The organism is Yoonia sp. (assembly GCF_965660735.1).
Lineage (GTDB): Bacteria > Pseudomonadota > Alphaproteobacteria > Rhodobacterales > Rhodobacteraceae > Yoonia.
Map to the genome: position 1 here is coordinate 37,099 of NZ_CBFIBD010000014.1, position 21,085 is coordinate 58,183.

The 21,085-nt window shown below is 60.5% G+C and carries 18 protein-coding genes; 9 read left to right on the forward strand and 9 right to left on the reverse strand.

The features are described 5' to 3' along the window. Positions 1-27: 27 nt before the first annotated feature. The gene (locus ACTG4B_RS07485; RefSeq protein WP_439155069.1) at positions 28-1,401 is read right to left on the reverse strand and encodes an L-serine ammonia-lyase; all 1,374 of its coding nucleotides are present in this window, start codon (positions 1,399-1,401) and stop codon (positions 28-30) included. Further along, positions 1,401-2,087 (reverse strand): glutathione S-transferase family protein, encoded by a 687-nt coding sequence (locus ACTG4B_RS07490; RefSeq protein WP_439155070.1) that lies wholly within the window; start codon positions 2,085-2,087, stop codon positions 1,401-1,403. Before ACTG4B_RS07490 ends, ACTG4B_RS07485 begins: the two co-directional genes overlap by 1 nt. Before the next feature lie 153 nt (positions 2,088-2,240). Between ACTG4B_RS07490 and rpiA the strand changes: the two genes are divergently transcribed. The 5 genes from rpiA to ACTG4B_RS07515 all read left to right on the forward strand — a co-directional run bounded on the left by rpiA (position 2,241) and on the right by ACTG4B_RS07515 (position 8,275). Continuing rightward, positions 2,241-3,029: a ribose-5-phosphate isomerase RpiA gene (gene rpiA / locus ACTG4B_RS07495; RefSeq protein ID WP_439155071.1), complete on the forward strand. Its 789-nt coding sequence runs from the start codon at positions 2,241-2,243 to the stop codon at positions 3,027-3,029. A 36-nt stretch (positions 3,030-3,065) separates the two neighbouring features. After that, the gene (gene gorA / locus ACTG4B_RS07500) at positions 3,066-4,499 is read left to right on the forward strand and encodes a glutathione-disulfide reductase (protein ID WP_439155072.1); all 1,434 of its coding nucleotides are present in this window, start codon (positions 3,066-3,068) and stop codon (positions 4,497-4,499) included. A gap of 82 nt (positions 4,500-4,581) precedes the next feature. Continuing rightward, the gene (gene hflK / locus ACTG4B_RS07505; RefSeq protein ID WP_439155073.1) at positions 4,582-5,730 is read left to right on the forward strand and encodes an FtsH protease activity modulator HflK; all 1,149 of its coding nucleotides are present in this window, start codon (positions 4,582-4,584) and stop codon (positions 5,728-5,730) included. After that, complete coding sequence (hflC, locus tag ACTG4B_RS07510) at positions 5,730-6,611, forward strand: protease modulator HflC (protein WP_439155074.1); 882 nt, start codon at positions 5,730-5,732, stop codon at positions 6,609-6,611. The genes hflK and hflC overlap by 1 nt, the downstream gene beginning before the upstream one ends. Positions 6,612-6,796: 185 nt before the next feature. Further along, positions 6,797-8,275 (forward strand): Do family serine endopeptidase, encoded by a 1,479-nt coding sequence (locus tag ACTG4B_RS07515; protein ID WP_439155075.1) that lies wholly within the window; start codon positions 6,797-6,799, stop codon positions 8,273-8,275. A 53-nt stretch (positions 8,276-8,328) separates the two neighbouring features. Here the strand turns inward: ACTG4B_RS07515 and ACTG4B_RS07520 are convergent, their stop codons facing one another. Next, positions 8,329-10,428: a TRAP transporter permease gene (locus ACTG4B_RS07520; RefSeq protein ID WP_439155076.1), complete on the reverse strand. Its 2,100-nt coding sequence runs from the start codon at positions 10,426-10,428 to the stop codon at positions 8,329-8,331. Between the two features lie 58 nt (positions 10,429-10,486). Beyond that, a complete protein-coding gene (locus ACTG4B_RS07525) occupies positions 10,487-11,488 on the reverse strand; it encodes a TAXI family TRAP transporter solute-binding subunit (RefSeq protein WP_439155077.1) in 1,002 nt (333 codons plus the stop codon). A gap of 333 nt (positions 11,489-11,821) precedes the next feature. Here ACTG4B_RS07525 and ACTG4B_RS07530 point away from each other — a divergent pair, with 333 nt between their 5' ends. Next, positions 11,822-12,145, forward strand: coding sequence for a 2Fe-2S iron-sulfur cluster-binding protein (locus ACTG4B_RS07530; protein ID WP_439155078.1), 324 nt, complete (start codon positions 11,822-11,824; stop codon positions 12,143-12,145). Continuing rightward, positions 12,145-12,846, forward strand: coding sequence for an FG-GAP repeat domain-containing protein (locus ACTG4B_RS07535; RefSeq protein ID WP_439155079.1), 702 nt, complete (start codon positions 12,145-12,147; stop codon positions 12,844-12,846). The genes ACTG4B_RS07530 and ACTG4B_RS07535 overlap by 1 nt, the downstream gene beginning before the upstream one ends. On the opposite strand, the gene cobS is transcribed toward ACTG4B_RS07535, so the two are convergent. After that, positions 12,843-13,604, reverse strand: a complete 762-nt coding sequence (cobS, locus tag ACTG4B_RS07540; protein WP_439155080.1) for an adenosylcobinamide-GDP ribazoletransferase — start codon at positions 13,602-13,604, stop codon at positions 12,843-12,845. The two genes, ACTG4B_RS07535 and cobS, sit on opposite strands and share 4 nt — an antisense overlap. Positions 13,605-13,681: 77 nt before the next feature. Between cobS and cobT the strand changes: the two genes are divergently transcribed. Next, on the forward strand, positions 13,682-14,692 hold the full coding sequence (cobT, locus tag ACTG4B_RS07545; RefSeq protein ID WP_439155081.1) for a nicotinate-nucleotide--dimethylbenzimidazole phosphoribosyltransferase: 1,011 nt from the start codon (positions 13,682-13,684) through the stop codon (positions 14,690-14,692). Positions 14,693-14,704: 12 nt separating this feature from the next. Here cobT and ACTG4B_RS07550 read toward each other — a convergent pair whose 3' ends face one another. Beyond that, positions 14,705-16,600, reverse strand: coding sequence for a cation:proton antiporter domain-containing protein (locus tag ACTG4B_RS07550; RefSeq protein WP_439155082.1), 1,896 nt, complete (start codon positions 16,598-16,600; stop codon positions 14,705-14,707). Between the two features lie 60 nt (positions 16,601-16,660). Further along, positions 16,661-17,119 carry an Lrp/AsnC family transcriptional regulator gene (locus tag ACTG4B_RS07555; RefSeq protein ID WP_439155083.1) on the reverse strand — a complete coding sequence of 153 codons (459 nt, stop codon included), beginning with the start codon at positions 17,117-17,119 and terminating at the stop codon, positions 16,661-16,663. Positions 17,120-17,253: 134 nt separating this feature from the next. On the opposite strand from ACTG4B_RS07555, the gene hppD reads away from it, so the two are divergent. Next, positions 17,254-18,348 carry a 4-hydroxyphenylpyruvate dioxygenase gene (gene hppD, locus ACTG4B_RS07560; RefSeq protein ID WP_439155084.1) on the forward strand — a complete coding sequence of 365 codons (1,095 nt, stop codon included), beginning with the start codon at positions 17,254-17,256 and terminating at the stop codon, positions 18,346-18,348. Here the strand turns inward: hppD and ACTG4B_RS07565 are convergent. Both ACTG4B_RS07565 and ACTG4B_RS07570 read right to left on the reverse strand, forming a co-directional pair. Further along, positions 18,345-20,747: a hypothetical protein gene (locus ACTG4B_RS07565; RefSeq protein WP_439155085.1), complete on the reverse strand. Its 2,403-nt coding sequence runs from the start codon at positions 20,745-20,747 to the stop codon at positions 18,345-18,347. The two genes, hppD and ACTG4B_RS07565, sit on opposite strands and share 4 nt — an antisense overlap. 108 nt (positions 20,748-20,855) lie before the next feature. Next, the coding region (locus ACTG4B_RS07570; RefSeq protein WP_439155086.1) for a PLP-dependent transferase at positions 20,856-21,085 on the reverse strand (230 nt) is incomplete at its 5' end.

The window sequence follows — 21,085 nt, forward strand, 5'->3', positions numbered from 1 at the left end:
TTATTCGCACTCATCCGCGCACGCCGTTCAGCAATTCGGCACATTTACGGCCAACCCGCCAAGCGCGGTTTCCTTGTACTTTTCCGACATATCCGCGCCGGTCTGCCGCATGGTTTCCACTGCCACGTCAAGTGACACAAGATGCTTACCGTCTCCGCGCAATGCCAGCGATGCCGCTGACACCGCCTTGATCGCGCCCAGCCCGTTGCGTTCGATACACGGCACCTGCACCAGTCCCTTGACCGGATCGCAAGTCATGCCAAGGTGATGCTCCAGCGCGATTTCAGCGGCGTTTTCAACCTGCTCGGGCGTGCCGCCCAATACGGCGGCAAACCCTGCGGCGGCCATCGCCGCAGCACTGCCGACCTCGGCCTGACAACCGCATTCAGCGCCGGAAATCGATGCGTTGAACTTGATCAGGCCGCCAACCGCCGCTGCCGTCAGCAAGAATTCGGGCACCCGCGATGCAGTGGCCCCCGGCACATGGTCAAGCCAATAGCGGATTGTCGCGGGCACGACGCCCGCCGCCCCGTTTGTCGGCGCAGTGACGACCTGCCCACCTGCGGCGTTTTCCTCGTTTACGGCCATGGCATAGGTCGACATCCAGTCGTTGATCGTATGCGGCGCGGTCAGGTTCATGCCGCGTTCGGCCAACAGCGCGTCATATATCCCCTTGGCGCGCCTGCGCACCTGCAAGCCGCCGGGCAGGATCCCATCGGTGACCAGCCCACGGTCGATGCAGGCATTCATCACCTCCCAGATGCGGGACAGCCCGCGGTCCAGGTCGGCATGGGGCATGCGCGACAGTTCATTGGCGCGCTTCATGTCGGCAATGCTCTTGCCCGATGTCGCGGCCATTTCCATCATCTGGTCGGCGGATTTGAACGGAAAAGGCACCGGTGGGCCTGTATCGGTATCCTTTCCTGCGGCCAGCTCGGCCTCGGTCAGGACAAAACCGCCACCGATGGAATAATAGGTCACTTGCGTGATCACGTCGCCCTGGCTGTCAACGCCCCGCAGGATCAGGCCGTTGGCATGGCCGGGCAGGGCCGGGCCATAATCGAATTGCACGTCTTCGCTGGGGTGAAACCGCAGGGTGCCAAGGCCGTGGGGCGTGATCGTATGTTCGGCATTGATCCGGGCCAGTTCCGTCTCTGCTCGGGCCGCATCATAATCATCGGCGCGCATTCCGGCCAACCCCAGGATCACGGCCCGGTCGGTCGCGTGGCCGACGCCGGTAAAGGCAAGGCTGCCGTGCAGCGACGCGCGTACGCCTGCCACGCCAAAGGGTTGCGCGCGCAGATGGTCCAGAAACCGTGCGGCGGCGACCATCGGTCCGATTGTGTGCGACGATGACGGGCCGACCCCGATCTTGAACATATCGAAAACGGACAGGAACATCAGATGGCACTTCCTTCAGAAGGATTGCAGGGGGTGGGTGCGGAAAACGGCGTACGGCCGAGCCCTTCGGCAAGGGCGGCGCGCCGGGCTGCGGGGCGTGCCTCGAATCGGCGGGCAAAGTGGGACAAACGCGGCCAGCGTGCCAGATCGAACCAGTCTGTTGGCCCGCCGTAAAGTGCAGGCCAGCGTAGCAGCGGTGCCAGATAGCAGGCCTGTGCCGTCGGCGTAACCGCATCCAGCCAATTGGCGTAGCGTGCGTTTTCCAGCAAATCAAACTGCGTGATCAGGCGTTGGCGCGTGGTGGCGCGCAGCGCCCCGGTATCGCCGCTTGTATATTGGTCGGGATAAAACAGCATCCGCTGCGCCGGATGCAGCGTATTTGACAGCCAGATCAGCCATTGCAGCGCATGGGCGCGCGCAGGATCATGTGGTGCAGGCATCAGCGCGCCTTGGGTATCGGCCAGCCACAGCAAAATCGCACCGGTTTCAAACAGCGGTCCCTGCGGCGTTTCCAACACCGGGATCAGCCCGTTTGGGTTCAGCGCCAGATACGCGGGCAAGCGCTGCGCGCCTTTGGCCCGGTCCACCAGCACCGCGCGATACGGCAGGCGCATTTCCTCCAGTGCCAGCCGCACACAAAGCGAGGCATTGTCGGGGGCGTAATGCAGGATCAGGGGCGCAGTCATGCGCGCAAGTTAGCGTAACGGCAGCAGACAATACGCCCAAATACGACCATTGTTTTGAAAAACGCGCTTGTGTGGCTTGCGGGGCCGCATTTGAGGTCTCGCACCTGCGGCGGATATTGTTATAAGGTCGATATTCTATGTTGGAGTATGCCCATGACCAGTGAATTGTCCCCTATCGACAAGGCGAAATTCATCGCCGCAAAGCAAGCGACGGAATACGTCAAATCCGGTATGAAGGTCGGTCTTGGCACCGGGTCGACGGCGGCCTGGCTGGTGCAATGCCTAGGCGAGATGGTCCGCGAGGAAGGCTTGCAGATAAAGGGGGTGCCAACCTCCAGTCGGACGGCGAAACTGGCCCGCGATGTCGGCATTGAAGTGATCACTCTGGACGAGGCAAAATGGCTGGATGTGACGATTGACGGCACCGACGAATATGACGCCGATCTGTGCCTGATCAAAGGCGGCGGCGGTGCCCATTTGCAGGAAAAGATCGTCGCGACCGCCAGCGACAGGATGATCGTGATCGCGGACGCCAGTAAAAAGGTGGCCACACTGGGGGCGTTCCCGCTGCCGGTGGAGGTAATACCTTTTGGCGCGAAAACCACCGAAGGGTTGATCGCGGAAACGCTGATCGGCATGGATGTGCTGGGCCGTGATATCACGCAGCGGATGGCAGGCGACAAGCCGTTCATCAGCGACGAGGGAAACTTTATTTTCGATCTGCATCTGAAACGCATCGGCAATCCGCGCCAGCTTAGCCTGATCCTGAACCAGATCCCCGGTGTCGTTGAAAACGGATTGTTCATCGACATTTGCGACGTGGTGATCGTGGGTTATGGGGACGGTCGCGTGGAGGTGACGGACATCACCAACGACACCACGGACGAAGTGCGCTTTGACGTGCGCGACGACGACAATATTTTCTTTGATCTGGCAGATTGAACACTGATCGGATACCCGACTGAACGGAGCCGCGACATGGCATTTGATTACGACCTTTTCGTTATTGGCGGCGGCTCGGGCGGGGTGCGTGCGGCGCGTGTCGCTGCAGCCACAGGGGCCAAGGTGGCGCTGGCCGAAGAATACCGCATGGGCGGCACCTGTGTGATCCGGGGCTGCGTGCCAAAAAAGCTGATGGTTTTTGCGTCGGGTTATTCGGAAATGTTCGACGATGCCCGCGCTTATGGCTGGGATGTGACCGAGGGGTCGTTCGACTGGCCGAAATTCCGCGGTCACCTGCACAAGGAACTTGACCGGCTGGAAGGGATTTACCGCAAGTTGCTGGACGGGTCCGGTGTTGCGATTTTCGATGCCCGCGCCGCGTTGAAGGACCCACATACGGTAGTGCTGAACGATGGGCGCGAGGTGAGCGCGAAACACATTCTGGTCGCGACCGGTGGCCGGCCTGTCATGCCGGACATTTCGGGCGCAGAACTGGGGATCACCTCTAACGATATTTTCAACCTTGATGACATGCCCAGATCTATCCTGATTATCGGGGGCGGTTATATCGCGTCGGAATTTGCAGGCATCCTGAACGGGCTGGGCGTGAAGGTCACGCAATTCTATCGCGGTGCACAGATCCTGCGCGGCTTTGACGGCGAGGCCCGCGGCCTGATTGCCGAAGGGATGCGCGAAAAAGGGGTCGATTTGCACCTTGGCACGAATATCGTTGAAATGCGCGCCGCCACCGATGCGGATATGTCCGATGCGATGGGCACCCCGATGGAAGGTGGCAAGCCTGCGACGGTCGCCAGTGGCGGATCTGGCAGTGGAATATGGGTCAAGGCCAGCAATGGCATAGAACGGGTGTTCGATCAGGTGATGTTCGCCACCGGACGTGCGGCAAATACCGACGGGATGGGGCTGGAACAGGCCGGTGTAGAGGTCGGCCGCCGGGGTGAGATCGTGGTCGATGAATACAGCCAGACCAAGGTGCCGTCGGTCTATGCCATCGGTGATGTGACCAACCGCGTGCAGTTGACGCCCGTCGCAATCCGCGAAGGCATGGCCTTTGTTGAGACTGTGTTCAAGGGCAACCCGACGCCTGTGGATCACGACCTGATCCCGTCGGCAGTCTTTACGCAGCCTGAGTTCGGCACAATCGGGCTGAGCGAGGAAGACGCCCGCGAGGTCGAACCGGTCGAGATCTACTGCAGTTCCTTCAAGCCGATGAACCACGCCTTTGCCGGACGCAGCGACCGTGTCATGATGAAACTTGTCGTGTCCAAGGCGACCCGCAAGGTGCTGGGTTGTCATATCGTCGCAGATCACGCGGGCGAAATGATCCAGCTGGCTGGGATTGCCGTCAAGATGGGTGCAACAAAAGAGGATTTCGACCGCACCGTCGCAGTGCATCCGACCGTGGCCGAAGAACTCGTTACAATGAAGGAACCGGTGCGCACCGCTTGATATTGCGGGCAAAGGCCACACATGTCACCAAGGAACGACCCGATACGGAATGGGTCAGCGACAAGGGAAGTAAAACAGCACGATGGCAGGAAATACTGGAGGCCCCTGGGGGGGCGGCGGCAATAACGGATCTGGTGGCGACGACGACCGCAACCGCGGTGGGCGCAAGCCCGGCAACGAAGGCCCCGGCATCCCTGAAATCGACGAGCTTGTGAACAAGGGGCGCGAACAGCTCCGCGTCTTGATGGGCGGCGGTGGCCGTGGCGGGTCAAACGGCCCCGGTGGCGAAGGTGGCGGCGGAGGTCCGCAACTGACTCGGGGGACTGTCGGCGTTGGTATTCTTGGCCTGATTGCGCTCTGGCTTTTTGCGTCATTTTATACGGTCCGTCCCGAAGAACGCTCTGTCGAGCTTTTCCTGGGCAGCTATAGCCAAACGGGCGAACCGGGCCTTAACTTTGCCCCATGGCCGCTTGTCACCCGTGAAATTCTTGCAGTTTCGACGGAACGCACGATCGAGGTCGGCACCAACCGGTCGCGATCAGAGGGCGGTCTGATGCTGACGGGTGATGAAAACATCGTGGATATCGAATTTCAGGTTGTCTGGAATATCATTGATCCGCAACTTTACTTGTTCAGCCTGTCCGATCCACCACAGACAATCGGGGCCGTTTCCGAATCTGCCATGCGTGAAATTATCTCTCAGTCTGAACTTGCGCCAATTCTGAACCGTGACCGGGGTGCGATTGCGGACCGCTTGCGCGAGGATATTCAACTGTCTCTGGACAGCTACGATTCTGGTGTGAACATTATCCGTATCAACTTTGACAAAGCCGACCCGCCAGAGCCGGTCATCGCATCGTTCCGTCGGGTGCAGGATGCGCGTCAGGAACGTGACCGTGTCCAGAACGTGGCTGACGCCTATGCAAACCGCGTCGTTGCGGAAGCACGCGGTAGTTCTGCCCAAATCCTGGAAGAGGCCGAAGGTTACCGCGCCCGCGTGGTCAACGAAGCCCGCGGTGAGGCAAGCCGGTTCAGTGCTGTCTTGACCGAATATCAGAAAGCGCCGGATGTGACGCGCAAGCGTCTCTATCTGGAAACAATGGAAGGTGTGCTGGGCGGTATCGATATCATCCTGATGGATGAAAACGCTGCTGGCAGCCAAGGCGTGGTGCCCTATCTGCCGCTGAATGAAATGCGGCGCACGCCCACCGAAACCGGAGGCACAAACTAATGCGGAAAACTGCTTTTCTTATCCCCGCCGTCGTTGTGGCACTTGTGGTGGCCGCGTCGTCTGTCTTTATCGTGGACGAGCGCGAAAAAGTGCTGGTGCTGCAGTTCGGACAGATCGTAAAGGTCAAGGAAGAGCCTGGTTTGGGCTTCAAGATACCGCTGATCCAGGAGGTCGTTCGCTATGACGACCGTATCCTGAGCCGTGATCTGGACCCGATCGAGGTGACGCCAGCGGATGATCGGCGTCTTGTCGTCGATGCCTTTGCGCGTTACCGGATTGCCGATGTCGAACAGTTCCGCCGTGCCGTTGGTGCCGGCGGGCTGGCGGCCGCAGCGCAACGGTTGGACAGCATCCTGCGGGCCGGCACCCGCGAAGTTCTGGGTTCGGTCAGTTCCAATGATATCTTGTCAACGGACCGTGCTGCACTGATGCTGCGGATTCGTAATGGCGCGATCACGCAGGCGCAGGCGCTTGGGTTGCAAGTGCTTGATGTGCGCCTGAAGCGGACCGACCTGCCGGAATCCAACCTCAACGCCACCTACGAGCGGATGAAGGCGGAACGTGAACGCGAAGCTGCCGACGAAATCGCCCGCGGTCGCGAGGCTGCACAACGGATCGAGGCCGGCGCAGACCGGACGGTAATCGAACTAGTGTCTGACGCGGAACGTGAAGCCCAGATCATTCGCGGTGAGGCCGATGCGCTCCGCAACGAAATCTTTGCCAGCGCCTTTGGGGCAGACCCGGAATTCTTTGAGTTCTATCGTTCGATGGCGGCTTATGAGAGGTCGCTGCAATCGGGCAACACGATGATGGTGATGTCGCCGGAAAGCGAGTTCTTCAATTATCTCAAGTCCGATCAGGGCGCACGTGCGGCGCAATAGATTGACCTGAAAAACAGATCAAAGGGCCAGCCGTCGTGCTGGCCCTTTCTTGTTTCAGGGGGCGCCCCGTTCTTCACAGGCTGGTGACTGGGTTTGTGTTGTATTTTCTCTGCACTATATAAAAGATCAATAATACAATTTACCCATGTGCGTCATGGGCCAACCAACCCACAAGGAGACTGCTCGTGAAATCAACGGCAATCGCAATCAAAAAAGATCAGCGACAGGCCCGTCGTTTGCTGACGACGCTATTCGCCGCGCTTGCACTGGCGTTGGCCCTGGTGTTGGCGCAGGCCACCGCGTCGAGCGCGCAAAGCCGCCCGAATACATTCGCGGACCTGGCGGAGCTGGTCAGCCCCTCGGTCGTGAACATCACAACCAGCACCACAATCGCAGGTCGGACCGGCCCGCAGGGGTTGGTGCCCGAGGGATCCCCGGTTGAAGATTTTTTCAACGATCTTGATCGTGGCGGTCCCAATGGTGGGGCACGCAGGTCCTCTGCGCTGGGTTCGGGTTTCGTGATTTCGGCTGATGGGTTCATCGTCACCAATAATCACGTCATCGAAGGCGCCGACGAAATCCTGATCGAATTCTTTTCGGGAGAGGAACTGCCGGCCGAGTTGATTGGCACCGATCCCAATACCGATATTGCTGTGCTAAAGGTTGACGCCGAAAACCTGCCTTTCGTGGAATTCGGGGACAGCAATGCATCCGGCGCCCGCGTCGGCGATTGGGTCATGGCGATGGGCAATCCGCTGGGGCAGGGGTTTTCTGTGTCCGCCGGGATTGTTTCGGCCCGCAACCGTGCGCTTTCGGGGACATATGACGACTACATCCAGACAGATGCGGCGATCAACCGCGGCAACTCTGGTGGGCCATTGTTCAATATGGACGGGCAGGTCATTGGCGTGAACACGGCAATTCTGTCGCCCAATGGCGGTTCTATCGGCATCGGCTTTGCCATGTCGTCTGCTGTTGTGACCAATGTGGTCGATCAGTTGAAAGAGTTTGGCGAAACCCGCCGTGGCTGGCTGGGTGTGCGTATTCAGGATGTGACGCCCGACATGGTGGATGCCATCGAGGGGCTTGATATGGCGCGTGGCGCATTGGTTACCGATGTGCCCGAAGGTCCGGCAGAAGATGCAGGAATGGTGTCGGGCGACGTGATCGTGAACTTTGACGGTGTCGCGATCGAGGACACCCGCGAACTGGTCCGGATCGTCGGCAACTCGCCTGTTGGAAAATCTGTTCCGGTCGAGGTTTTGCGCGAAGGTCGTATTGCGGAACTGACCGTGGTGCTGGGCCGCCGCGAAACGTCCGAGGCGGTTGCTTTCCCAGCCTCCAGCGAACAGCCCGAAGATCCCGCAGAGGCCGAAGTGCTGGGTCTGACCCTGTCAGAGATCACGCCGGAACTGGCCGAGCAGTTTTCGCTGACAATCGAAGAGGGATTGGTCATCACGGCAATCAACCCCGACAGCGAAGCGGCCTCTAAGGGGTTGCTACAAGGAGATGTCATCACCGAGGCAGGCCAGCAGGCTGTCACGTCCGTCTCTGATCTGGAAAATCAGATCACCGCAGCAAGCGAGGCGGGCCGCAAATCCATCCTTCTGCTGGTGCGGCGCGGCGGTGATCCACGGTTTGTGGCACTTGTGCTGCAAGACTGAAGCACCCGGACAAGACAAAAAAGGCGGCCTGCGAGCCGCCTTTTTTTATGTGATCAAGTGACGTCGGCCTGCCTGACCGGGGATTGTTGTAGGTTCCACACCAACAACGCGACAACGACAACAGCGCCCCCAATATGCAACAGAAATGCGCCGGGCCAAAGGCAGGCCAACCCCGCTATCCCAAGAGCAATCCGCACGATCGGCCCCACCGGCCGTTCCATGCAGCCCTGCATGGCCGAGGCCAGCGCGTAAATACCCACGACCCCAAAACCGAAGATCAACAGCATGACCCCCCAATCCCCCGACAGAAACGGGGTATAGGCAATCATCAGCGGCACGATATACAGCCCCTTGGCCAGTTTCCAGCTGGCAAACCCTGTCGCCATGGCTGGCGCCTTGGCAATCGCGGCAGCGGTGAAGGCAGCAAGTGCAACGGGTGGTGTGACGTTGCTGTCCTGGGACAGCCAAAAGATGATCATATGCGCCGACAGGACCGCGCCCATCATCACCTCGGCCGGGACGACCATGTCCCGCAGGGGGGCCGCGACCTCGAGCGGCAGACCCTTGATGATGGACCCCGCCTCGGTCGTGGTCAGGGGGCCAGCCAATACCGATGGGTCAGGCAGGCCGAACATCAAGATCGCATTGGCCGCATCGGGCAGGGTGCCGCTGGCCAGCGCGTCGATCACGAAACGGTCTGCGATCATGCCGGCCAGCGCAGGGGCAGACAGCGTTGCCAGCACGATATAGGCCGCAGTGACCGGCAGGCCCATGCCAAGCACAAGACTGGCCAAAGCGACCAGAATGATAGCGACAAAAAGGTTTCCACCCGCCCATTGGGCAATCATCAGGCTGAACGTATTCCCGATCCCGGCCGTGGCGATGACGTTCACCACCAACCCGACCGCGCACAACAGCACGGCTGTCATGATCATGCCTTTGGTGCCCATCACCAGCGCCTCGACCACGGCCTTGGGCCCCATGGGATTTGTCGTCAGCCAGCTTGACCCGACAACAGCCAGAATACCGAACACGGCGGCATAGGCGGGGGTGAACCCCGCCACCAGCATTCCGATCAGCCCTGCGATGGGAAACACAAAACTTGCCCCCCCTTTGACAAAGGCCGACCGCAGGGTTTCGCCGTCACTTTCCATTGGTGGCAGGCCTAGACGGCGCGCCTCGATCCGGACGAAAAACGTGACCGACAGGAAATACAGCAGCGCCGGCAGTGCGGCGACCGCGACGATGGTTTCATAAGGGATCTGGGTAAAGCTGGCCATCACGAAGGCACCCGCGCCCATGATCGGGGGCATCAACTGGCCACCGGTGGATGAGGCGGCCTCGACCCCGCCGGCGAATTTCGCGGGGAAACCTGCTTTTTTCATCAGCGGAATGGTGATCACCCCTGTCGATGCGGTATTGGCCACGGCAGAGCCCGATATTGTGCCAGTCAGCCCCGACGCGATCACCGCGACAATCCCCGGCCCCCCCACCATGCGGCCCGCGACGGCGCGGGCGAGGTTGATCACGAAATCACCCGCACCAGAGCGCAGCAGGAATGCGCCGAAGATGATGAACAAGAACACATAGGTCGAAGAAATCCGCGCAATTGTGCCAAACATCGCGTCATCGCCATAGATCGACCGAAACGCGATGGTTTCCCAACTGAGCCCCGGAAAACTGAACACCCCGCCAATAAATTGCCCCCAAAAACCAATGTATGACAGCGCGATGATGATCAGCCCCGGTATGACCCAGCCGGTCAGGCGGCGGGTCAATTCAATCGCACCGATCACACAGGCGATGGTTGCGGCCCAATCAAGCGGGGCCAGTTTGACGCCGCGGTCGTAAATCGCGTTTTCGGCGGCAGGCATGTATATGGCGGCGGCAGCGACGATGACACCCAAGGTCAGATCAAAGGCCAGCATCGCGCGGCTGCGGGTGCGCCCCCGGATCAGCGGATGCAGCAGGGCAGCCAGAAAGGCAAAGCCCGCGAAATGGTAAGCATTCCGCTGGAATTCTGAAATGATCGGGTCGAACGCCACATAAATGTGACCCACGGCGATAAGCAGACACAGGATCGTCAGGGCGACATCGGGCAAACCGGTGAATGCGCGCTGGACAAGCCCCTCGGACGGGCGTTCTTCGGACATGGGGGAAATCCTCTGAAAGATGTGCGGCCCGCGCGGGATGGGCGGGCCGCAGAAGTGCTTAGTTGGCGATCAGGCGGGCAGGGATATCAACCCCGACTTCCTGATAATAGCGTGCTGCACCCGGGTGCAGTGGCACGGGCAGCCCGGCGATGGCCTGCTCGATTGCCATTACCTTGGTGGCAGGGTGAATAGCCTGCAAGAAGGGCAGGTTTTCATAAATCGCCTTGGTGATCAGATAGACGTTTTCCTCGGTCAAGTCTGCGTGGGTCGCCAGAAAGTTCGGCTGCGCCACGGTGTTCACATCCTCGGCCTGGTTGGGATAGGTGCCCGCCGGGATCAGGTAGGGTGTCCACAATTCGCGACCATTGTCAGCGGCGACACGCTCTTCCTCGGTAAAGGACAGCATGGTGACGCTGTCACCGGCAGAGGCCATCAACTGGCTGATCGCACCGGTTGGCACACCGGCAGGGGTGCTGATGCCCTTGACCTGGCCGTTTTGCAGCGCGTCGGCAGCCGGACCATAACCGCCAAAGACCAGTTCATAGTCTTCATAGATATCAACACCCAGACCGGCCAGCAGCGCCGCGTTGGACCCGATCGTGCCAGAGTTCTGCGCACCGAACGCCATCGCCTCGCCCTTTAGGGCAACCAGATCAGACATCGTGCCGGTGTTGACAGCGTCAGAGGCGATCACGAACTGTTCCACGTTCTGCCACAGCATGCTGACCGAGCGCAGATGTTCCTGCGGACCGGACTGTTCCAGCGGGCCGGTACCGGTGGCGGCGTAATAGCCGTAAAGGCCCTGCAAAATGGCGAATTGCGCCTCGCCTTCGCGGATCAGGCGGACGTTTTCACCCGACCCGGCAGAACTGATTGCCGACATTCCGATGCTCTCGGACGGTTCCAGCTTGACCTTGACCAGCGTCGACAGTGCGACACCGACCGGATAATAGGTCCCTCCTGTTGATGCGGTCGCCAGAATATAGCTTGCCTCTTCGGCTTGCGCAGCCGGGGCTGCCAGCACAAAACTCGCCGCGACGGCGGCCTTCAGGACATTCATGATGTCTCCTCCCTATGATGTTTCGATAGCGCCCGGTTTCCCGAACGCGCACACAAAGCAAACATGGCTGAGCCTGCAAGAACAAGGTGCATTGGCGATTGCGGCATAAGACGTTGACATAAAATATATAAAAAACGCGTCGGTGCCAGCTTCTTTGGCAGATGTGTGAAAAGTCGCACATTTGGTAGCGCCAACATATTCGGCCTTTGCCACGCGAAACATCATGAGTCGCCCCATGCGACGTGCAGGCATTTCGAAATTAGACTGGCAGAGCGCGCTACCCTGCACTAAATACCCAGAGAGCGAAAATACAGGCGTAAGGAAATACGAAATATGGCCAAAATCACCTACGTTGAACATGGCGGCAAGGAACACGTCGTTGACGTCCCAAATGGGCTGACCGTCATGGAAGGTGCGCGCGACAATGGTATTCCGGGGATCGAGGCGGATTGCGGCGGGGCCTGTGCCTGTTCGACGTGTCATGTCTATGTCGATGATACATGGGTGGAAAAACTGCCAGCCAAGGACGCCATGGAAGCGGACATGCTTGATTTTGCGTATGAACCAGATCCGGTAAAGTCGCGCTTGACCTGCCAGTTGAAGGTGACAGACGAACTGGACGGTCTGCGCGTCCAGATGCCAGCCAAGCAAATCTGATGCGGGGTTGCGCCCTGGCGCTGGTCCTTTGGCCCGCATTGGCCGGGGCGCAACCCATAACGGATGCCTGGTTTGATACGCCTACGTCCCGGTATGGCCACGGTGTTCTGGGTGACGCGGCAGAGTGGGGGGCGTTGCGGTTCGTCGCTGATGGCCGACAGTATGCCATCACCCTGCCTGAAACCCATGTCTTCGAAGACTGGGCACCACGTTTGGTTGATGTGACCGGCGACGGCGCACCCGAGATTATCGTTGTTGAAACCGACATGCGCGCGGGTGCGGCGCTGGCGGTTTATGGCCCCCGGGGCAAGATCGCAGAAACGCCGCATATTGGCCGCGTCAATCGCTGGCTCGCGCCGATTGGGGCGACCGATCTGGACGGTGACGGCGCGATTGAGTTGGCTTACATCGATCGTCCCCACTTAGCTAAAACGCTTACTGTTTGGCGTTTTGCAGATGGTGCGCTGTCGCCCGTGGCGCAGCTGCCGGGGCTGACCAACCATCGCATCGGTGAAACCGATACAGGCAGTGGCATACGCGATTGCGGGCAGGGGCCGGAGATTCTTACCGCCAGTGCGGATTGGACGCGAGTGATGGCGACGACACTGCGCGACGGTGTGCTGCGCAGTCGCGACATAGGTGCGCATGTGGACCGTGACAGTTTTACAACGGCCCTGCGCTGCGCGCCGCTGGCAGATTAACCCAGCGCGGCAACCACATATAACAGAACGCAAATTTCAGAAATCTGCTGTGTCGCACCAAGGATGTCGCCGGTCTGTCCGCCGATCTTGGCCCTTGCGATCAGCCCGCAAGCGATCACTGCCAGACCGGCCAGCAATATCGCGGAAAATCCCAAGCAAATCAGGCCGGTCAGACCCGCGAGGACCACAGCCAGCCAGACCGTTGGTGCGGCAGGCCGGCCGACATGATGGCTAAGCCCGCCATCGCGCGCATTCGGCATCATCCCCATCAGCACAACCATGCCCCCCCGGCTAAGTGCGGCGGCCCCGATCAGTGCCGCCCAATAGCTGCCAGTCGCGACAAGTGCCGTCAGCGCCAGCCAGCGGAGCAACAGCGTCAGCCCGAGCGCCAATACGCCGTAAGTGCCGATGTGGCTGTCCTTCATGATGGCCAGCCTGCGCGCGCGGTCCCATCCGCCCCACAGCCCGTCTGCGGTATCGGCCAGCCCGTCTTCGTGCATGGCCCCCGTCAGCACGATGCTGACCGTCAGCGCCAATGCGGCGACAATCCCGCCGGGCAGCCCCAGCGATAGAAGCAGTGAAATCGAAGCTGCCACGACCACCCCGATCACGATACCCGCTACCGGATAGGCCCAGGCTGCTGCCGCGCCGCGCGCCATGGCGCGGTCAGGTTGCAGCAGAACGGGCAGCCGGGTCAGCAGGCCCAGTGCCGCAGGCAGATCCTGCGCATCTATCAACATGGTGTCGCGTTTTTCCAAACGGATGCCCCTTGTGGCCCTTTTCATCCCCGGTCTGATCGTTAGACAGGTCGCAGACTTGATGCAACGAGGACCTGATGCAAGCGCCGTTTGACACCCTTTCCGCCTTTCGCGACATTCTGGGCCAAGCGCCTGCCACCGATGCCGACGCACAACGCGCCGCCCATGATCGCAACGGGCAGCTGACCAAGCCCCCCGGCGCGCTTGGCCGGTTAGAGGATCTGGCAATCTGGTATGCGGGCTGGCGCGGCACGGCGCAGCCACAGATCACGGCACCGCAGGTGGTCATCTTTGCAGGCAATCACGGGGTCTGCGCGCAAGGCGTATCTGCCTTCCCGCCAGAGGTGACGGTACAGATGGTCGCCAATTTTGAACAGGGCGGTGCGGCGATCAACCAGCTATGTAAGGCGTTTGGCGCGCGGATGGATGTCTTGGCGCTCGCGCTTGACACGCCGACGGCCGATTTTACCCAAAGCCCCGCGATGACGGAACAAGAGGTGATCACCGCCTTGCAAACCGGCTGGAACGCGGTTGATCCACAGGCGGATCTGCTGGTGACGGGTGAAATGGGTATCGGAAACACCACATCTGCCGCCGCAGTTGCCGCCGCCGTTCTGGGCGGGGATGCCGCAGCATGGACCGGCCGCGGCACAGGGGTGGATGATGCCGGGATGGCCCGCAAGATCGAGGCCGTCGCACGTGGGCTGGCGTTGCACGCCCCGACCGATCCCCTGGAGGCGTTGCGCTGCCTTGGCGGGCGCGAACTGGCTGCGATGGCGGGGGCGATTGCCGCGGCGCGCCACTATCGGATTCCGGTCATTCTTGATGGTTTCATCTGCTGTGCTGCAGCTGCCGTGCTGGAAATAGCCCACGCCGGTGCACTGGACCATGCCGTCGCGGGGCATCTAAGTGCGGAAGGCGCGCACCAGCGGATGCTTGATGCGTTGGGCAAGGTGCCGCTGCTGGATCTTGGCCTGCGCCTTGGCGAAGGGTCGGGGGCTGCGCTGGCGATCGGGGTGCTGAAGGGGGCGGTTGCCTGTCATTCCGGTATGGCGACATTTGCCGAGGCAGGGGTCAGCGACGGCTGATATGCTGGCCTACTAGCTTAGGTTTTCGCTTTTGCTGCTGGTCTTGTGGTCGTCCGTTGGCTGACGCGAGGCCAGCGCGGTTTCCAGATCGTTGTTCAACTGCTTGGCACGGGCCACATAAGCGGGATTGTTCTGGATCGGCACGCCGGGCTGCCACAGGTCAGCCAATTCGCGCAAAGCGGTCCGGTCGTGGTGATAGAATGTTGCCTGCGCTTCGGCGGCTTCAAATTCGCTCAGCCCAAGCCGTTCCAGCGCATAGCGGCCCGCGCGCAGCGAGCTGTCGAACATTTCGCGCACAATGTCATTTGCCCCGGCAGCATACAGTTCATAGACATGCACGCGGTCGTGTGCACGCGCGATAATATGCAGATCCGGGCGTTCCCGGCGGGCATAGGCTACCAGACGGATCGCGGCGGCCTTGTCGTCAATGGCGACAACCAGCACCCGCGCGTCCTCCAGCCCGGCCGCCTTGAGAAGGTCCGGCCGGGTCGGATCACCAAAGAAGCCGCGAAAACCGAATTTCCGCATCATCTGAACGGTAGACAGGTTGCTGTCGATCACCACGGTTGAAAACCCCGCACTTTCGACCAACCGGTTCACGATCTGCCCAAAGCGGCCAATGCCGGCGATGATGACCGTGCCGGTTTCGTCGACATCGTCATGTACCTCCTCGTCGGTATCGGTCATGCGTTGGCTAAGAAAATCATAAAGGATGAAAAGCAGCGGCGTGATCAGCATCGACAATGCGATCACCAGCAAAAGCTCGTTTCCCAAGGTGCTTGTCATCACGCCCTGCTGGGTGGAAAAAGATGTGAGGACAAACCCGAATTCGCCCGCTTGCGCCAGTCCAAGTGTGAACAACCAACGGTCCTTGCCCCGCAGCTTGAACAGCAGTGCCAGACCGTAAAGGATCAGCCCCTTGGTGACAATCACGCCTGCCGCAAGGCCCAGAATGTAGAATGGTTCAGCGAACAACAGTTCAAAATTGATCCCCGCCCCGACAGTGATGAAAAACAACCCCAGCAGCAGCCCCTTGAACGGTTCAAGGTCGCTTTCAAGCTCATGGCGGAATTCAGAGTTGGCCAATACGACACCGGCAAGGAATGTCCCCAGCGCGGGCGACAGGCCTACCATGCCCATAAGAACTGCTATGGATACCACCATCAGCAAGGCCAGCGCGGTATACATTTCGCGCAGGTGGGCGTGATGGATATAGCGAAATACCGGACGGGTCAGAAAGATGCCCGCAAGAATGACCGCAGCAACCGCGCCAAGCGTGACAAGCGTCACACCCCAGCCCGGCAACCCCTCGACAAGGCTGATGCCGGCGTGATCATCTTTGGCGGCGGCCTCGGCCAGTTGCACCGATCCGTCGGGTAACAGGGATGCGGCGGCAGGAACCGCCAGCAACGGCAACAGCGCCAGGATCGGGATCACGGCGATGTCCTGAGTGAGCAGTACAGAAAAGGTGGATCGCCCGCCGCCCGTCTGCATCAGCCCCTTTTCCGTCAGTGTCTGCAATACGATGGCAGTGGAGGACAGCGCGATGGTCAACCCGATGGCCAGCGCCGTGGTCCAGCCATAGCCCAGCATCATCGCACCGCCCATGATCGCGACGGTGGTCAGCGTGATCTGCAATCCGCCAAGCCCGATTAGCCGTTCGCGCATATCCCACAGCGCGCGCGGCTCCAGCTCCAGCCCGATCAGGAACAGCATCATGACCACACCGAATTCGGCGAAATGCTGGATGTCCTGTGCCTCGGTGCCGACAAGCCCCGTCAGCGGGCCAATGACGATGCCCGCCAGCAGATACCCCAGCACGGACCCAAGGCCCAGTCGCGCCGCAAGGGGCACCGCGATCACTGCGGCACCCAGATAGATTGTGGCCTGAAACAGAAAGGATTCCATTTGTGAACTATCGCAACCCCTGCACAGACAAGCAACGCGGGAAATCATGACCTTGCCTATTCAGAGGGGCAAGGGCGCGTCGGGTTTGACCCGTTCCATAACGATCTGGCTTTGCACCCTGCTGACAGCGGGATGCGGCAGCAGCACCTGTTGCACCAGCAGGTTCAGTGCCGACAGATCGGCACAAAAGACGCGCAGCAGATAATCTGCCTCGCCCGTCAGGGTCCATGCGCCGGTGATTTCGGGGCGGGTCCGGGTCATGCGCACAAAGTCCTGCGCGTTCTGGGCCGTATGGGTCGCCATGACGACGCGGATAAAGGCCTGCACATGCAAACCCACCTTTTCCGGGTTCAGGTGGGCGTGATAGCCTGCGATGTATCCTTCGGCCTCCAGCCGCTGCCGCCGCCGTCCGGCCTGCGATGGTGACATGTTCAAGGCAGCCCCCAGGTCATGGGCCGTTTGCGTCGAATCGCGCTGAAGCGCGGCCAACAATCGCAGATCAGTCGGGTCAAGTGACATGCGGTATTCTCGCGGAAAATCCTAGTAATACGCCCATGATACGCAAAAAATGCCAAGATGCCATCATGAAACAAAAAGAATACGCAGGTTATACGCAGTATCATTGCATAAAATGACATTCAGGAGATATTACTATGGGTCCGTTCCCCCATGATGCCCCCAAGGCAACGATCACACCCGAAAATCCCGCTGGCACTGATGGTTTTGCCTTTGTCGAGTTCGCCCATCCAAAGCCGGACACGCTGCGCGATTTGTTCGCAAAAATGGGTTACGCCCACACTGCAACCCACAAGACCAAGGCAATTGAACTCTGGCAGCAGGGCGATATCACCTACATTATCAACGATGAACCCGGCAGCCATGCGCGGCAATTCGTGGAGGAACATGGGCCCTGCGCGCCGTCGATGGGCTGGCGCGTCGTCGATGCGCAGCACGCCTTTGATCACGCGGTCAGCAGGGGCGCTACACCCTACACAGACTCCGGCAAGACGCTGGATGTGCCCGCCATCGTCGGGATCGGCGGCAGCCTTCTCTATTTTATCGACAGGTATTACGACACCAACCCGTTCAACGCGGAATTCAATTGGGTCGGCGATGCGCATCCTGCAGGTGTCGGGTTCTACTATCTCGATCATCTGACGCATAACGTCCACAAGGGGAACATGGACACCTGGTTCCGGTTTTACGGCGATCTGTTCAACTTTCATGAAATCCGTTTTTTCGATATCGAGGGGAAATTCACGGGCCTGCTGTCGCGCGCGCTGACCTCGCCCTGTGGGCGTATCCGTATCCCGATCAACGAAGACCGGGGTGAAACAGGGCAGATCGTCGAATACCTCAAGCGTTATAACGGTGAGGGGATTCAGCATATTGCCGTCGGTGCCCGCGATATCTATGCCGCGACCGATGAAATCGCGCGCAGGGGGATCAAGTTCATGCCCAAGCCCCCAAAGACCTATTACGCGCAAAGCTATAAACGCGTCGCGGGCCACGAAGAGCCGAAGGAAAAGATGATGAAGCACGGCATACTGATCGATGGCGAGGGCGTGGTGGATGGCGGTGAAACCCGCATCCTGCTGCAAATATTCTCCAAGACGGTGATCGGTCCGATCTTTTTCGAATTCATCCAGCGCAAGGGCGATGACGGCTTTGGCGAGGGCAACTTCAAGGCGCTGTTCGAAAGCATCGAGGCCGATCAGATCGCACGCGGTGCGTTGAAAGCTGGCTAGCCGGACGGCAATTCAAGCGCATAGGTGCGGCCACGCTTGACGTAGTTCAGCGCGCTTTCGCCAATGGCGGTGACTTGTCCGCCATCCAGCGTGCTTCCGACCTCGACCCGCACATAACGCCCGTTGCTAAGCCGGACAAGCGCGCGACGGTCCTTGGACCGGCCATAGACGCCGATAAGGTTCATTTCGCGCAGGGCGATCACGCCATCTTCGGTTGCGGCACGGGCCACGCCGCCGGGAACGGGGGCGGTGGTTTGCGGCAAGGTCAGTTCGATCGGTGCCTCGTCACTGGGTGTTGCCGTGTCGGGCGGCGCGGCAGCTTGCTGACGCGCCTGTTGGCGTGATCGGGCACTGGCCACCACGCGGTCGAAATTACGCGGCCGCAATTCGGGGCGTGTCGAAACGCCGACGGCGCGCGGTGTCATGTCGATAAAGGGTGCAGCCGTTGCATCCGTCTCCAGCCCTGCGATGACTGCCGTGATATCGGGGTTGCCCGGCGCCTGCGCCCCGGGTGCTACCGGCATGATGCCACCGGGGCGCAGGCGCGGCCGCACCGTGGCCGTCAAAGGTGGACCGTCATTCGCGGTGGCGGCATCGGGTTCAAGGCTGGACAGGGCGACACCACCGGGGCTGACCGGTGCCGCTGCCAGATCATCGGGTCGCAGAGGTGGCGCGACACTTGGCGGGCCGGGCACCACCACCACACCATCGGGCGCGGGCCGCAGGGCGGTCAGGCGTGCAAGCGCATCTTCGGATAACCTGGGCCGTTCGCGCAGTTGGATGTCAGGCAAACCGGCAAAGACGATCGCGCCCTCGGGTGTGACCGTGCCGTCGGCCGTCGCGCGGATAAAGCCGTTTTCGTCGATCGGAAAAACGACCCCTGCAGGCGGCGGATCCGCAGGTGCAAGAAAGCTGAGGTCGGTTTCATCCACTGGCAATGCAGCGGTTTCGGGCTTGATGATCCGGTCTGGGGCCGGAAGGACGCCAGGGCGCTTTACATCACCCGATGACACCGCGCGCGGTGCCTGCGCAAAGCGAGGCGCCCGTTGCCATACGCCGGTTGCTGCGTAAATTCTGGCGGCCGCGTCAGGGCTGAGCACCCGGCCACGCAAGACTGGCAAGGTTTGTGTAACAGGGGGCTGCTGCACGTCGGGCAGGGTGCTGTCAGCGGCGGGGATCGACCCAATCTGCGGGGGCGACGAAATGGCCGGCGGCGCAAAAGAGCCGGGGGTTGCCAAGGCAAGCGCCGAGGGCGGGGGTGGGGTCTGTGCCGTGACGATTTGCATTGGCGCGACGGTGGCATTGTCGGTGGGAACGATCGGGGTGGTGGCCGCAGCCTGCACAGACGTTGCGTTAGATGGCAGCGGATCATCCTGCGACCAGACCAGCCCGATAGCCAGCAACACGCCCGCCGCAAGCGCGATGGCCGCAACTGGTGCCCTGCGACGGGGCGGCACCGCAACCGTCCGTCTGTCCGCCGTTGGCGCGGCAGGAGGCGTATTTACTATTAGAGGGCTGATTGAAGGCCTGACATGATATTCGGCAATCACCCTGTCGATCTGCGGCATAGAAATTTCTTCTGGCGGCGTATGGGCCGTGGGAATTGCCCGTGTCGGGTAATATTCCGCCACGATGGGATCGACCCGGACCGCTGCGGTTGTTTCAGGGGGCGGCTCTGGCTGGTCTGCGGCTGCGAACAGGTCGGCAATTGCCGCCTCTTTGGCCTGTGACAGGGGCGCGTCCGTCACACCTTGTTTTGGTGCGGTCCCTGCGCCACGCGACAGTAACCCTGTCAAATCAAGGTCATGGTCGGTGGAATCGTCATTCTTGTCAGGGTCCAGCACCAATAGCCGTGATTTGATCCGCGTGCCCACCACCAGCACCGGCAGTGGATCACGATCGACTGTGCCATTGGGGCCAAGCAGATCCGGCATCATGCGCGTGGGCCCGAAAAACACTTCGGTCTGGAAGGTAAAAGGTTCGGGGACCGCCACAAAACAAACCGGATTGAATCCGTGATCGCGCGCAAAGGTTTCCGCCTCGATCAAGGTTTCGCGGGCAACGGCGGCGATCTGGGTCCGTCCGCCTGCACGCGCATGGTCAATGACAAGGTCGTTCAGCCCATAGGGCGTCGCCCCGTCCAGCGCGGCGTGGATGTCGGCCGCATCAGTTTGCGTGCTATCGATCGCAAGATATTTGATCTGTTCTTGGGGGATGATGATTTTGCAGCGCATTGCGCCCGGGGCCAAGGCGTTCGCCTTGTCGCGCAGCCGTGCAAGCGTCGCGCCGAGATCCGGATCATCCAGATCGGCGCTGCCAACCAATTGCCAGCCCCCCTGCACGCGATGCAGCAGGTCAATCCCTTCAAACGAGAGCGAAAGCGCGAAGTCGATTGTCATGGCCCGCATCTAGCATGTTGGTTTCATCGGCAAAACGCGTTTTGCCCGTTTGCCTTTATCGTATAGCGGAAACCCGCCCACGCCAAGGGCGGGCGGGTTTCCATCGGGTCACGCGACGGCCTTGTCCAGCGCCTGATCCAGATCGGCGATCAGGTCGTCTGCATCCTCGATCCCGATGGACAGGCGCACGATGTTCGGTCCGGCGCCTGCGGCCTCTTGCTGTTCGGGGCTCAGCTGGCGGTGGGTCGTGCTGGCGGAATGGATGATCAGGCTGCGGGTGTCGCCAAGGTTGGCCACATGGCTGAAGATTTCCAGACTATCAACCAGTTTGACACAAG